The sequence below is a fragment of the Streptomyces sp. NBC_00250 genome (assembly GCF_036192275.1).
Taxonomy (GTDB): domain Bacteria; phylum Actinomycetota; class Actinomycetes; order Streptomycetales; family Streptomycetaceae; genus Streptomyces.
The window spans coordinates 2690492-2704752 of the sequence record NZ_CP108088.1 but is presented as its reverse complement, the minus strand read 5'-3'; the positions used below and the strand labels follow the sequence as shown (position 1 = coordinate 2704752).

At 74.1% G+C, this 14261-nt stretch carries 8 protein-coding genes; 2 read left to right on the top strand and 6 right to left on the bottom strand.

What is annotated here, in order from left to right:
- Positions 1–41 precede the first annotated feature (41 nt).
- Positions 42–3596, top strand: coding sequence for a serine protease (locus OG259_RS11955; RefSeq protein WP_328942261.1), 3555 nt, complete (start codon positions 42–44; stop codon positions 3594–3596).
- A 31-nt stretch (positions 3597–3627) separates the two neighbouring features.
- Positions 3628–4596 (top strand): bifunctional riboflavin kinase/FAD synthetase, encoded by a 969-nt coding sequence (locus OG259_RS11950; protein ID WP_328942260.1) that lies wholly within the window; start codon positions 3628–3630, stop codon positions 4594–4596.
- A 52-nt stretch (positions 4597–4648) separates the two neighbouring features.
- Here OG259_RS11950 and OG259_RS11945 read toward each other — a convergent pair whose 3' ends face one another.
- The 6 genes from OG259_RS11945 to OG259_RS11920 form a co-directional block, all read right to left on the bottom strand.
- Complete coding sequence (locus tag OG259_RS11945; RefSeq protein WP_328942259.1) at positions 4649–5662, bottom strand: ABC transporter ATP-binding protein; 1014 nt, start codon at positions 5660–5662, stop codon at positions 4649–4651.
- Positions 5659–6624 (bottom strand): ABC transporter ATP-binding protein, encoded by a 966-nt coding sequence (locus OG259_RS11940; protein WP_328942258.1) that lies wholly within the window; start codon positions 6622–6624, stop codon positions 5659–5661. Before OG259_RS11940 ends, OG259_RS11945 begins: the two co-directional genes overlap by 4 nt.
- Positions 6621–7535, bottom strand: coding sequence for an ABC transporter permease (locus tag OG259_RS11935; RefSeq protein WP_328942257.1), 915 nt, complete (start codon positions 7533–7535; stop codon positions 6621–6623). Before OG259_RS11935 ends, OG259_RS11940 begins: the two co-directional genes overlap by 4 nt.
- Positions 7532–8593, bottom strand: a complete 1062-nt coding sequence (locus tag OG259_RS11930; RefSeq protein WP_328942256.1) for an ABC transporter permease — start codon at positions 8591–8593, stop codon at positions 7532–7534. The genes OG259_RS11935 and OG259_RS11930 overlap by 4 nt, the downstream gene beginning before the upstream one ends.
- Before the next feature lie 3 nt (positions 8594–8596).
- The gene (locus tag OG259_RS11925) at positions 8597–10432 is read right to left on the bottom strand and encodes an ABC transporter substrate-binding protein (protein WP_328947061.1); all 1836 of its coding nucleotides are present in this window, start codon (positions 10430–10432) and stop codon (positions 8597–8599) included.
- Between the two features lie 192 nt (positions 10433–10624).
- On the bottom strand, positions 10625–14098 hold the full coding sequence (locus OG259_RS11920; protein WP_328942255.1) for an SCO5717 family growth-regulating ATPase: 3474 nt from the start codon (positions 14096–14098) through the stop codon (positions 10625–10627).
- Positions 14099–14261 lie beyond the last annotated feature (163 nt).

Sequence of the window (14261 nt, the reverse complement as noted above, 5' to 3'; positions counted from 1 at the left end):
CTGGTTCGTCGTGTGATCACCGGCGACCTACCGTCGACACCATGGGACGCGGGGACCTGGCGACGCTGGTACGGATCTGCGATCTGGCGGGCCGGCCTCGCGGCACCGGATTCCTCGCCGACCACCACGGAACGGTCGTCACCAGTCACGAAGCCGTCGACGGGCTCAGCCGTGTCGTCCTGCACGCCCCGGGCGACCGGACCTGGCTCGCCGAGGCCGAGGCCGTCACCCCCCTGCCGGAGAGCGGCCTCGCGCTCGTACGGACCGAAGGGCTCGACGTACGCCCGCTGCCGCTCGCGACCCGCGCCGAGATCGAACCCGGCACGTACGTACGGATCGCCGCCCACGGCTGGCGCGAGGCCCGGGTGCTCGGGCCCGCCGCCGTCACGTACACCGCCACCGACCGCTTCCACACCCTCGCCGACGCCCTCGAACTCGCCATCGGCACCGAGGGCGCCGAGGCCCTCCGCCTCGGCGGACAGGCCGCCGGCGGGCCCGTCCTCGACACCACCACCGGCACCGTCCTCGCCGTCCTCGGCACCGCCCTGCACGGCGACCGCCAGGCCGCCGGATACGCCGTGCCGCTGCGGCCCGAAGGCCCCCTCACCGCCCTCCTCCGGCGCAACGCCGCCACCGTCCCCGCCTACGGACCCGACCTCAACCTCGCCGGAATCCTGGAACTCACCGCCACCTCCACCGGCCCCGTACGGGAACCCGATCCCTGGCCCGAACCGGTCGAACGGCCCGAGTGCGTCCGAGAGTTCGCCCGCTTCGCGGCGGGCGAGGCACCCGTCCTGGCCCTCGTCGGCGCCCCCGGCACCGGCCGCACCACCGCCCTCGCCGCCCTCTGCGCCCGCCGCGCCCGGGGCGTCGCGCCCGCCCCCACCGTCCGGCTGCGCGGCGCCGACCTGCGCGCCGAGGACGACTCGCTCGCCGACGCCGTCGGCCGCGCGCTCCAGCAGGCCGGCCGGATCGTCGCCGCCTCCGGGGCGCTCGGCGACACCGCCACCGCCACCCCGGAACGGGCCGCCGCCCTAGCCCACGAGGCGGGCCGGCCGCTCCTCGTCGTCCTCGACGGCCCCGAGGAGATGCCTCCGCACCTCGCCCACCGGCTCGCCGAGTGGACGGCGGCCACCGAGGACTGGCTCCGCGCCCACCACGCCCACCTCGTCACCGCCTGCCGCCCCGAGCACTGGGAACGGGCCGGGGCCCTCTACGGCCCGGGCGCACTGCACAAGCCGGCGACAGGCCCCCGGGACGGACTGCCCGCGGCGCTGCCCGCCGCCCTCGTCCTAGGGCCGTACTCAGCGACGGAGGCACGGGCCGTACGCGAGGGGTACGGGCTCGGGGAGACGGACCTCGCCGAGGCCGACGCCCGCCACCCACTGGCCCTGCGCCTGCTCGCCGAGGTACGGGCCGCGCTGCCCGGGGACGTACCCGGGCGGCCGGGCCGCGAGGAGATCTTCACCGCCCATCTGGACCTGATGTGCCTGCGGATCGCCGTCCGGATCGCCGCCGGCACCCGGCCCCTCCTCCGGGGGAACGGCGTACGCCGCCTCGCCGCGCGGGTGACCGGCCAGGTCCACGAGGCGGCCCGCCGCTGCCTCGGCCCCGGACACGGCGTCCTCGACCGGGCCTCCTTCGAGGAGCTCTTCCCCTGGCGGGAGGGCTGGGCCCCGGCGGTGCTCACGGAAGGACTGCTGGTGCCCGCGGGCTCCGGCTACCGCTTCGCCCACGAGGAGCTGGCGGACTGGGTGCAGGCGGCACACCTGGACCTGGACGGCGCCCTGGAGGCACTCCTCTCCCCGGGGCTCGGATCCCCTCCGGGACGCCCCTTCGGCCCCCTCGCCGGTCCTGAAGCAGCTGCCCCGCCCGCCGGTACCGCCGACCCCGCCGCCCCGCCCGCCGTCCCCCGGCAACGCACCCCCGGCAACGCACCCCCGGCCCCGCCCGTCCCGCGCCACCGCATCGGCCCCGTCCTCCAGGCGCTCCTGCTGCTCCACCGGGAGCGCGGCCCGGCCGCCCTCGCCCCCCGCCTCGCCGCGCTCGCCGAGGCCCTCGCCGGCTTCGCGGACGAGGAGCGCGGGGCTCCCGGCGACGGGCCCTGGTGGGCCGCCCGGCTGTTCGGGGAGAGCGTGCGGCGGCTGCCGGACCCCCGGCCGTACCTGCCCGTGCTGCGGCTGCTCGCCGACCGGATCGGGGCCCGCGCCGAGCGGCACGCCGTGTTCGCCGCGTTCGGCCCGGAGTTCTGGCTGGGGCTTCCGCTCGGGGAGGACGAACGGATCGATCTGCTGCGGCGGCTCGTCCCCGCCGACCGGCCGGCCGGCCCGGAACCCCGCGAAGACCGGTCGCTCGACGCCGTCGCCGCCCTGCTGGCCGCCGACCCCCGGGGTGTGCAGCCGCTGCTCTGCCGCTGGTTCGGCGACGAGCGCCCCCTCCCCGCCGCCCCGCACGCCACCGTCGCCACCACCGCCCAGACCCTCCTGCACACCCATCGGGGACTCGCCGTCGACGACCTGTGCGAGGCGCTCGTCGCCACCGCCCACCCGCTCGCCGACGGCCTCCTCGCCGCCCTCGCCGAGGACGAGCCCTCGGCCGTCTGCCGGGCCGTCGACCGCTGGGCCCACGACGACGGGCGCCCGGAGCGGCGCGTCGCGGCCGCCACGTACGGGCAGCTGGTCGCCGGTCACGCCACCGGCGCCACCGACCGGGAACTCCTCCGCTACGCCGCCCTCGCCCTGCTCGCCCGTCCCGGCGACCGGACCCTCCACGGCGCCGCCCTCGGCCTGCTGATCCGCGACCCGCACGCCCGGGACCGCCACCTGCCCCGCGCCCTGGCCGAGCCCCAGGTGCCCGCGAGCGCCCTCGCCGAGGCCCTGGCGGCCGACCCCGGGCCGGTCCTGGCCGCCTTCGGGGGGCGGCTCCACGGCACGGGCGAGGTCCCGGCCGCCGCCCTGCGCGCCCTCGCCGAGGTCGACACGCCCGCCCTCGCCCGCCGGGTCGCCTCCCTCGTCCGCGAGTACGTCGCCCGCCACCCCGAGGGCGCCGGGCACGTGGCCGACTTCGTCGACCGACGGTTCGAGTACGGTCCGGCGGCCCGGACCGTACTCTTCCCGCTCGTCTCGGGCCTGATCCGGGGCCGGCCCGCGCAGGTCCGCCGCGCGCTCGCCCCCGTCCTCGCCGCCCCCGGCACCGGCGCCTCCCGGCATCTGCGGGCCGAACTGCTCGACGTACTCCTGGAGCACGAGCGGTACGAGTCCGAATCGGGGGAGTTCACCGTCCTGGACGCCCTCCTGACGGCCGCCGCGGAGGGCGCGGAGCGGCGCAGCGAGCCGCGCACCCGGGCGCTCACGCACCGGGTCGGCGAGCTGTGGGCCCGTACCCCCGAAGGCGCCGGGCTGCTCGACCCGGTCCTCGCGGGACTCGTCCGCACGTGGCCCGCCTTCGCCGCGCTGCTCGCCGCCTGGACGGTCGCCGACCCCGCCCGCTGGGCGCCGCTGCTCGGTCAGGAGACCCTCCGGACGATGCTGAGCCACGGCACTTCCATGCCGATGCGAACCGATGGCCGTGGGCATGGCAGTCTTAGACCTGCGTAATCGGCGAACAGGCGGACGAGGAGCGGTCACAGTGCAGCGCTGGCGTGGCTTGGAGGACATCCCCCAGGACTGGGGGCGCAGCGTCGTCACCATCGGCTCCTACGACGGGGTGCACCGCGGGCACCAGCTGATCATCGGGCGTGCCGTCGAGCGCGCCCGGGAACTCGGCGTCCCGTCCGTCGTGGTCACCTTCGACCCGCACCCCTCCGAGGTCGTACGGCCCGGCAGCCATCCGCCGCTGCTCGCCCCGCACCACCGGCGCGCCGAGCTGATGGCCGGCCTCGGCGTGGACGCGGTGCTCGTGCTGCCGTTCACCGCCGAGTTCTCCCAGCTGTCCCCGGCCGACTTCATCGTCAAGGTGCTCGTCGACAAGCTGCACGCGAAGGCCGTCATCGAGGGCCCCAACTTCCGCTTCGGACACCGGGCCGCCGGAAACGTCGCCTTCCTCTCCGAGCTCGGCGCCACCTACGACTACGAGGTCGAGGTCATCGACCTGTACGTCAGCGGCTCCGCGGGCGGCGGCCAGCCCTTCTCCTCCACCCTCACCCGCCGGCTCGTCGCCGAGGGCGACATGGCCGGGGCTTCCGAGATCCTCGGCCGCCCGCACCGGGTCGAGGGCATCGTGGTCCGCGGCGCGCAGCGCGGCCGCGAGCTCGGCTTCCCGACGGCCAACGTCGAGACCCTCCCGCACACCGCGATCCCGGCGGACGGCGTCTACGCCGGCTGGCTGACGGCCGACGGGGAGCGGATGCCGGCGGCCATCTCGGTCGGCACCAACCCGCAGTTCGACGGCACGGAGCGGACGGTCGAGGCGTACGCGATCGACCGCGAGGGCCTCGACCTGTACGGGCTGCACGTGGCCGTGGAGTTCCTGGAGTACGTCCGAGGGATGCTCAAGTTCGACACCCTGGACGACCTCCTGGAAGCGATGGCCGGCGACGTGAAGCGCTGCCGCGAGCTGACGGAGGCGTACGACCTGGAGCACCCCCAGGCCGATTAGGCCCGTCAGGGCAAGCCGCCCGCCACGCCCGCCACCCTCTGAGCCGACCGGCTCAGACCGCCGCCTCCCGCGTCACCCAGTGGCAGGCCACCGCCTGATCCCCGCCGCCGCCCAGGACCGGCAGGCTCTCGCCGCGGCAGCGGTCCGCGACCGCCGCCGCCTCGCCCGAGGCGAGGACCTGGCAGCGGGCGTGGAAGCGGCAGCCGGACGGGATGCGGGACGGGTCCGGGGGCTCACCGGTCAGCACCACCGGAGCGCCACCGGACTCCGGAAGCACCGACAACAACGCCTGTGTGTACGGATGTCGAGGCCGGGTCAGGACGGACTCCACCGTCCCCGTCTCCACGACCCGGCCCAGGTACATCACCGCCACCCGGTCCGCGATGTTCCACGCGAGACCCAGGTCGTGCGTCACCACCAGGGCGGACAGGCCGAGTTCGTCCCGCAGGCGCAGCAGCAGTGCCAGGATCTCGCCCCGTACGGACGCGTCCAGCGAGGCCACCGGCTCGTCGGCGACGATGAGTTCGGGCTCCAGCACCAGCGCGCCCGCGATGACCACCCGCTGCCGCTGCCCGCCGGACAGCTCGTGCGGGTAGCGCAGGAAGAAGCGCTCCGGAGGTCGGAGTCCGGCCCGTGCGAGGGCGCCGGCGACCGCCTCCCGTTCGTCGCCCGCGTATCCGTGGATCCGCAGCCCCTCCGCCACCGCGTCGTACACGGTGTGCCGGGGGTTCAGCGAGCCGCTCGGGTCCTGGAGGACCAGCTGCGCCCGCTTCCGGTAGGCCTTGAGGGCCCCGGAGGAGTAGGCGAGCGGCTTCCCGTCGAAGGCGATCGTCCCCGAGGTGGGGCGGACCAGACCGAGGAGCGAGCGGGCCAGGGTCGTCTTGCCGCAGCCCGACTCCCCGACGAGGGCCACGATCTCGCCCGCGCCGATGTCCAGGTCCACCCCGTCGACGGCGCGCGCGGGCGGCGCGCCCCGCCGCCCGGGGAAGGTGACGTGCAGTCCGCGCGCCGACAGCAGCGACCCGGTGGACGTCTCCGTGGGCGCGGTGGATGTCTCCGTACTCATGACGCACTCCCGACATGGACGCAGGCGGCCCGGTGTCCCGCGCTCGCGTCCCGCAGTTCCTGGTCGAGCTCCGTGCAGGCGTCCACCGCCACCGGGCAGCGCGGATGGAAGGTGCATCCGGCGGGCAGCTCCGCCGGGTCCGGCGGGTCGCCGGGCAGTCCGCGCGGTGCCCGCCGGGACGCGAGGTCCCCGACGCGGGGGAACGCCGAGGACAGCGCCCGGCCGTAGGGGTGGTGGGCGGACTCGTACACCGCCCGCGCCGGACCCTCCTCGACGACCCGGCCCGCGTACATCACGGCGAGCCGGTCGCAGGTGTCGGCGAGGACCGCCAGGTCGTGGCTGATCATCAGGAGGCTGATGGACTGCTCGGCTACGAGCCGCTCGATCAGCCGCAGGATCTGCGCCTGGATCATCACGTCGAGCGCGGTCGTCGGCTCGTCCGCGACGATCAGCCGAGGGTCGCAGGCGAGCGCCATCGCGATCATCACGCGCTGCCGCTGCCCGCCGGACAGCTCGTGCGGATAGGCGGCCGCGCGCGCGGCGGGCAGACCGACGTGTTCGAGCAGCTCGCCGGCCTTCCTGCGGGCCGCCGCCGGGGTCGCACGCCCGTGTACGAGCATCGGTTCGGCGATCTGCTCCCCGATCCGGTGCACGGCGTTCAGCGAGTGCATCGCGCCCTGGAAGACGATCGACGCACCCGCCCAGCGCACGGCCCGGAGCCGCCCCCACTTCATGGCGAGGACGTCGTCGCCGTCGAGCAGGATCCGCCCCTCGATCCGCGCCGACGCGGGAAGCAGACGCAGCAGCGCGAGTGCGAGCGTGGACTTGCCGCAGCCGGACTCGCCCGCCACGCCGAGCTTGCTGCCCGCCTCCAGGGTCAGGTCGACCCCGCGGACGGCGGGCACGGCGGCCGCGCCCGACCCGTACGTCACCCTCAGGTCCCGTACCTCCAGGAGGCTCATCGCCCCACCCCCAGCTTCGGGTTGAGCACGGACTCGACGGCCCGGCCGCAGAGCGTGAACGCCAGCGCGACCAGGGCGATGGCGATGCCGGGCGGGGCCAGGTACCACCAGTGCCCGGAGGAGACCGCGCCGGCCTCGCGGGCGTCCTGGAGCATCCCGCCCCAGGAGACCACCGTGGGATCGCCGAGTCCGAGGAAGGCCAGGGTGGCCTCGGTGAGGATGGCGGTCGAGATGCCGAGGGTGGTCTGCGCGAGGACCAGCGGCATCACGTTCGGCAGCACGTGCCTGCTCATGACGTGCCCGTGGCCGCCGCCGAGCGCGGTCGCCCGCTCGATGTACGGGCGGGACTCGACCGCGATCGTCTGGGCCCGTACCAGGCGGGCGGTGGTCGGCCAGGAGGTCACCCCGATGGCGATGACGACCGTCCACATCGACCGGGACATGACGGTGGCGAGCACGATCGCGAGGACCAGCGTCGGCATCACCAGGAACCAGTCGGTGATCCGCATGACGACGGTCGAGAACCAGCCGCCGTAGTGTCCGGCGATGATCCCCACGAGGGTGCCGATGGCGACGGAGAGCGCCGCCGCAAGGAGTCCCACGAGCAGCGAGATCCGTGCTCCCCAGATCAGCAGACCGAGCAGCGAACGCCCGAACTGATCGGTTCCCAGGGGGAATTCGGCGCTCGGTGACTCCAGTGCGGTGCCCGGGGCCTGTGTCACGGACTGCACGTCGGCGCCGACGGTCCACGGGGCGGTCAGCGCGAGCAGCGCGATGAGGGCGAGCCCGGCGAGGCCGAAGAGCCCGGCGCGATGGGTGCGGTACGCCTTCCAGAAGCGGGCCACCGAGCTGCGGCGGCGTTCCCACCGCAGAGAGGCCGCCGACGACAGCGTCGGCTCGGTCGAGGTCATCGGCCCACCCTGGGGTCGAGCAGCGGATAGAGCAGGTCGGCGATCAGGTTCATCAGGATCATCGCTCCGGCGAAGACCACGAACAGGCCCTGGACGAGCGGCAGGTCGGGCACGCTCAGGGCCTGGTAGAACAGCCCGCCGAGCCCCGGCCAGGAGAACACCGTCTCCACCAGGATCGAACCGGCCGCCACATGGCCCAGGTTGATGAAGATCATGGTCACGGTCGGCAGGAGCGCGTTCGGCACGGCGTGCCGGCGCCGCACGTCGTCGTCGCGCAGCCCCTTCGCCCGCGCCGTCGTCAGATAGTCGCCGCCCATCTCGTCGAGGAGCGAGGAGCGCATCACGAGCAGGGTCTGCGCGTAGCCGACGGCCACGAGCGTGACGACCGGGAGGACGAGGTGGTGGGCGACGTCGAGGACGTAGGCGAAGCCGGTCTCGCCCGTGCCCGACTCCATGCCGCCGGTCGGGAAGAGTCCCGGGATCGGACCGATGCCGACCGAGAACACGATGATGAGCAGCAGCCCGAGCCAGAAGGAGGGCACCGACCACAGGGTCAGCGCGATCCCGGTGTTCAGCTTGTCGCCGAGCCCGCCGTGGCGCCAGGCCGAACGGGTGCCGAGCCAGAGCCCGAGCGCCGAGTAGATCACCACGGCGACGCCGGTGAGCAGCAGCGTCGCGGGCAGCTTCTCCGCGATCAGCTCGCCGACCGGGGCGCGGAACTGGAACGAGGTGCCGAGGTCACCGCTCAGCGCCTTGGCGCAGTAGTCGGTGAACTGCTGCCAGAGCGGCAGATCGAGGCCGAACTGACGTCGTAGTGTGGCGAGTTGCTCGGCGGAGGTGGGGACGCCGTGCGTCATCGCCTTCACCGGGTCTCCGGGGATGATCCGGAAGAGGAAGAAGCTGGTGACGAGGACGGCGAAGAGGGAGACGAGCGCGCCGCCCAGCTTGCCCGCCGCGTGGCGGAGATAGCCGAGGGAGGAACCGGTGCGGGGTGCGCCGTCCGTGGCGCGGGCCTCTTCGGCCCGCGCCACGTCGGCGGGGGTGCTCGCTGTCGTCACGGACTACTCGCGGTCGTCGGCGGTGGTGCGACGGCGGCGGGCGGTCCAGACGCCCACGGCGACGAGGACGAGCGCGGCGGGGCCGAGGATCAGCCAGATGTTCGTCGAGGAGCCGGAGCTGTCGCTGTCGGACGCGGAGGCCGTGGGCACGGCCGACCACCAGCTCCAGTAGCCGTCCTGGCCCCACAGGTTTCCGGCGGCCTCGGGCATGGTCGTGATGGACTTGATCTGGTCCGTGCGGTACGCCTCGAGGGCGTTCGGGTAGGCCATGATGTTCATGTACCCCGTGTCGTACAGCCGGGACTGCATCCGCTTGACCAGATCCGCCCGCTTGGCGGTGTCGTACTCCACCGCCTGCTGCGCGTAGAGCCCGTCGAACTGCTGGTCGCAGATGAAGTTGTCGGTGGCCCCGGAGTCCTTCGGCGTCGCGGGGAGCGTGCCGCAGGTGTGGATCGACAGGACGTAGTCCGGGTCGGGGTTGACCGACCAGCCGTCGAACGCGAGGTCGTAGTCACCCTTGACCCACGGATCCGAGACGCTGTCCAGGCATTCGACCTTCAGACCGATGCCCAGCTTGCCCCACCACTCCTGGAGGTACTTGCCGACCGCCTTGTCGTTCGGGTCGGTGGCGTGACAGAGGATCCGGAACTCCAGCGGTTTGCCGTCCTTGCCGACCCGCTTGCCGTCGGCGTTCTTCCGGTAGCCGGCCGCGTCGAGGGCCTTCTCCGCCCCGACGGGGTCGTACGCGCGCTTCTGTCCGCCCTCCGGCTTCCAGAAGTACGAGCCGAAGCGGGGCGGGATGTAGCCCTCGCCCTCGACCGCGTGACCCTGGAAGACCTTGTCGACGAGGGTGGTGCGGTCGACCGCGAGGAAGAGCGCCTTGCGCACCTCCGGGTCGAGCAGCGCCTTGTGGCCGTTGCCGAAGGTCTTGCCGTCCTGGGCCTTCGCGCCGGGGTTGGTGGCGATGGCGTAGAAGCGGCGCCCGGGGGCGTCGTTGACCTTGACGTTCTTCTGCGTCTTGAGCGCCGCGGCCTGGGCGGGCGTCAGGTTCGGTACGAAGGACACCTCGCCCTTCTGGAGCGCGGCTACGGCGGCGTCCCCGTCCTTGTAGTACTTGAAGACCAGCTCGTCGAACTTCGGCGCGCCCCGCCAGAACGTCTTGTTCGGCCTGAGCTTGATGTACTGGTCGACCTTGAAGTCCGTGATGACGAACGGCCCGTTGCCGACGATGGGGAACTGCTTGTCGTTGTTGAACTTCGAGAAGTCGCCGACCTTCTCCCAGACGTGCTTCGGGACGATCGGCACGTCGAGCGCGGTCATCGTCGCCTGCGGCTTCTTCAGCCGGATGACGAGCGTCTTCGGGTCGGGTGCGGTGACCTGCGCGAAGTTGGCCGTGAAGCTGCCGTTGGCGGTGGCGGCGTTCGGGTCGGTCATCATCTTGTTGAAGGTCCAGGCCGCGTCCTCGGCGGTGGCCGGCTTCCCGTCGGACCACTTCGAGTCCTCGCGGATCGTGTACGTCCACGTCAGCTTGTCCGCCGAGGGGGTCCACGCGGTCGCCAGGCCCGGGATCGTGCGGGCGTCCTTGGCGTCGTAGTTGGTGAGGTACTCGTAGGCCAGCCGGTGGATGCTGGTCGAGGTGAGCTTCTGGGCGAGGAACGGGCTCAGCGAGTCGATGCTCTGCGAGACGGCGACGGTGAGCGTGTTCCCCGCGGACTTGTCGTCCTCCGCGACGGCGGTACCGGGGACGGCCACGAGCGAAACGGCGGTGACACCGGAGGCGAGCAGCAGACGGAGGGCTCTGTGAGCGGGGGCGGAACGGGGCGGAACCTTCGTGACCATGACCATGGGACGTGACCTCGCGTCGGGGGATCTGTCGTGGATCTTGGGCTGACGGTGAGTGAAGCGAAGGTTTATCAGCGGTGGTCTGCCGTCGTCAACGATCCCTCAAACCCCTTGTGGGCTGCGGGAATGCCAAGAGGCCCCGTACCGGTGAACCGGTACGGGGCCTCATTGGTCTACTCCTGTGACGCCTTACTGCTGAGGGGCTGGCGGAGCCTGCGGAGGCTGCTGCTGATGCCAGTTCGGCGGCGGGACCTGCCCCTGTCCCTGGTCATGGCCCTGACCCTGTCCCTGCGGCTGCCCCTGACCGTGATCCTGCGGGTCGGCCTGCGGAGGCAGCGGCTGGCCGGGCTGCGGCTGCTGCCAGCCCTGGGGCATGCCGGGCTGACCGGGAGGCGCGCCGTACGGCTGTCCGGGCGCGGGCTGTGCTCCGTACGGCTGACCCGGGGCGGGCTGGCCGGGCATCGGCTGCCCCGGCAAGGGCTGGCCCGGCATCGGCTGTCCGGGCATGGGCTGCGACCCGTACGGCTGTCCGGGCGCGGGCTGCGCGCCGTACGGCTGCCCCGGCGCCGGCTGCTGTCCGTACGGCTGCTGCGGCGGGTACGGCTGCCCCGGGACGGGCTGGCCGGGCGCCTGCTGACCGGGCATCGGCTGGGCCCCGTACGGCTGTCCCGGCACGGGCTGACCGGGCGCGAACTGCCCCGGCAGCGGCTGTCCGGGCATCGGCTGCCCCGGCGCCTGCTGACCGGGCATCGGCTGTCCGGGCATCTGGTGGCCCGGCATCGGCGGGGCCATGTGCGGCGGCATCGCGCCCTGGCCGTCGCCGGTCCAGAGGCCCTGCGCCTGCTGCGCCCGCACGAAGTCCTCGGCGACCATCGCAGAGAGGTGGAAGTACGCCTCCCGGGTCTTCGGCCGCATCATGTCGAGGTCCACCTCGGCGCCGGCCGACAGGTGCTCGTCGAAGGGCACGACCACGACACCGCGGCAGCGGGTCTGGAAGTGCTGCACGATGTCCTCGACCTTGATCATCTTTCCGGTCTCGCGGACCCCGGAGATGACCGTGATCGAGCGCTGCACCAGGTCCGCGTAACCGTGCGCGGAGAGCCAGTCCAGTGTCGTCGAGGCGCTGGACGCGCCGTCCACGGAGGGCGTGGAGATGATGATCAGCTGGTCGGCGAGGTCGAGCACCCCGCGCATGGCGCTGTACAGCAGACCCGTGCCCGAGTCCGTGAGGATGATCGGGTACTGCTTGCCCAGGACGTCGATCGCCCGCCGGTAGTCCTCGTCGTTGAAGGTCGTCGAGACGGCCGGGTCCACGTCGTTGGCGAGGATCTCCAGACCGGACGGCGCCTGCGAGGTGAACCGGCGGATGTCCATGTACGAGTTCAGGTACGGGATCGCCTGCACCAGGTCACGGATGGTCGCCCCGGTCTCGCGCCGCACCCGGCGGCCCAGGGTGCCGGCGTCCGGGTTGGCGTCGATCGCCAGGATCTTGTCCTGCCGCTCGGTCGCCAGGGTCGCGCCCAGCGCGGTGGTCGTCGTGGTCTTGCCGACACCGCCCTTGAGCGAGATGACCGCGATCCGGTAGCAGGAGAGGACGGGGGTCCGGATCAGCTCCAGCTTGCGCTGACGCTCCGCCTCCTCCTTCTTCCCGCCGAGCTTGAAGCGGGCGGCGGCGCCACCGGGCGTCCGGCTGGACTTGGGCTTCTGCTTGTTGTTCCGCAGGAGGCGGTCGGAGGACAGCTCGACCGCCGCGTTGTACCCGAGCGGGGCGCCCGGCACGGACCGCTCCCGCTGATCGTGCGTCACGGGCGAGGGCCAGGCGGCCCCGGTCCGCGGATCGACGGGCTGCCCGTCGTGCGGGTACTGGGGGGCCTGGGGAGCCTGGGGGGCCTGGGCCTGCGGGGGTACGGCGGCGGGGTGCGGATAGCCGTAACCGCCCTGGGCCTGCGGCGGTACGCCACCGGGAGCGCCGGGCTGTCCCCCTGGGCCCTGCGGCCCGGGAGGTGCCCCCAGCGGGTAGCCGTAACCGGCCTGCTGCGGCGGCGTCCCGGGCTGCGGGAAGCCGTAGCCGTCCTGCGGGGCGGGGGCCTGCGGCTGGGCCTGGGGCTCCGGGGCCTGGGGCGCCTGCGGGTAGCCGTAGGCGCCGGCCTGCGGGGGCTGCGGCTGGCCGGGCTGCGCCTGCTGGGCGTGCGGGTAGCCGTACGCTCCGGGCGTCTGGGGCTGCGGCTGGGCCTGCGGCGGTACGGGGCCGGTGGCCTCGGGGGTCGCGGGGGCCGGCCAGGCGGCGGCGGGCGGCAACGGCGCGGCCTGGGGAACCGGCTGGGCGCCCGGGCCCGGCTGCGCGGGCCACTGCTGGGCGGGCCCGGGAGCGGCCGGCTGGAAGGACGGCGGCAGCGGGGGCAACCCGGCACCGGCCTGCGGACCGGCGGCCGGGAAGGGCTGCCCGGGCGCGGGCGCGGCACCCGGGAAGGGGCCGGGAGCCGTACCGGGACCGAAGCCCTGCGGCGCGGGGTCGGTGGCCGACGGGTAGGAGGCGGGAGCCAGGGGCTCCGTCAGGGCTTCGGCAGCGGCGGGGAGGGCGTCCGGGGCCACGGAGTCGCCGGAGGCGTCCGCAGGTGCGGCGTCGGTCACCGCCGGGTCGGCGATCGGCGCATCGGTGACCGACGCATCGGTGACCGCTGCGGAGTCCGTCACGGCGTCCCCGGCAGCTCCGGCATCCCCGGAGTCGTCCGCGTGCGCACGGGCCAGGGCATCGGCGGCCTCCTCGGCCGCCGACTCGTCGTGCACTTCCGGAACGCCCGCGGAAGCGGTGCTCTCCGCGGCGCCGGAACCGGTCTCGTCGGCCGCGTCGACCTCGGCGGACGCGCTGCCGTCCGCGCCCTCGGCGGGCTGGGCGGCGCTGTCGTCGGCGGTCCCGGTCGGCTCCTCGACGACGGACCCGGCCGGTGCGGGGGCGTCGACCTGTTCCTGGCCCGGGTCCGTCACGTCCGCGGCGCCGCCTTCGGGCGTCGCCGTGGCCTCCGCCGTGCGCTCCGCGATCTCACGCTGGAGCGAGGCGGGGGAGAAGCGCATGGTCGCGCCGCTCTCGACGTTCCCGCCCCCGAACGGCGTCGCGGGCGCGGCCGCTTCGGGCGCGGGCGCGTGCGCCGGCACCGACGTGCCCGGCAGCGGGGCGGGCGGCGGGAAGGCGCCCGGCACCGAAGCGCCGGCCGCGGCGACCTGCTCCCCGGCGACGGGGGGCGTGACGACCGGAGGCGTGACGATCGGGGGCGTCATGGCGGGAGGTACGACAGCCGGAGGTACGGCCACCGGAGCCACCCCGTACCCGTCGACCGGAGGCGCACCCACGGCGGGTCCGCCGACAGCAGGAGTACCCGCCGCGGGGGTACCCCCCTGGGGCCCGCCCATCGGCGGAGCCCCCGCGTTCCAGCTCGGCTCGAAGCCGCTGCCCGCCGGGAGCCCCGGTACGGGGACCGGCGCTCCGCTCGGCGGCGGGGGAGTGGCACCGCCGGCCCCCGCACCGCCCGACGCGTTCTGCGTGTACCAGGCAGGCGGGGTGTAGTCGATGGTGAACTCACCCGTCATCTCGGCGGGATCCGCGTCGGACTGATCGTCGGCGGGCGGACTCCAACCCCCGCGGATCTCGTCGCGATCGCCGTTCACTTTGCCTCCTGGTGTGGTCGAGCACCCTTGTGCCTTTGTGGGCGGGGCCCTTCCACCCTAATCGGCGCGAGCAACCCCCGGGCAGGCCCGACGGCCCCTCCGCGCCCGTCCCCGTGACCCGGTTCGGTCACCAAGTGACCTGGCCGCGCCGCAGAGTGAGAAC

Coding starts and splice junctions, on each gene's coding strand:
- OG259_RS11945 (WP_328942259.1), bottom strand. CDS start 5,662: ATGAGTACGGAGACATCCACCGCGCCCACGGAGACGTCCACCGGGTCG.
- OG259_RS11925 (WP_328947061.1), bottom strand. CDS start 10,432: ATGGTCACGAAGGTTCCGCCCCGTTCCGCCCCCGCTCACAGAGCCCTC.
- OG259_RS11940 (WP_328942258.1), bottom strand. CDS start 6,624: ATGAGCCTCCTGGAGGTACGGGACCTGAGGGTGACGTACGGGTCGGGC.
- OG259_RS11935 (WP_328942257.1), bottom strand. CDS start 7,535: ATGACCTCGACCGAGCCGACGCTGTCGTCGGCGGCCTCTCTGCGGTGG.
- OG259_RS11955 (WP_328942261.1), top strand. CDS start 42: ATGGGACGCGGGGACCTGGCGACGCTGGTACGGATCTGCGATCTGGCG.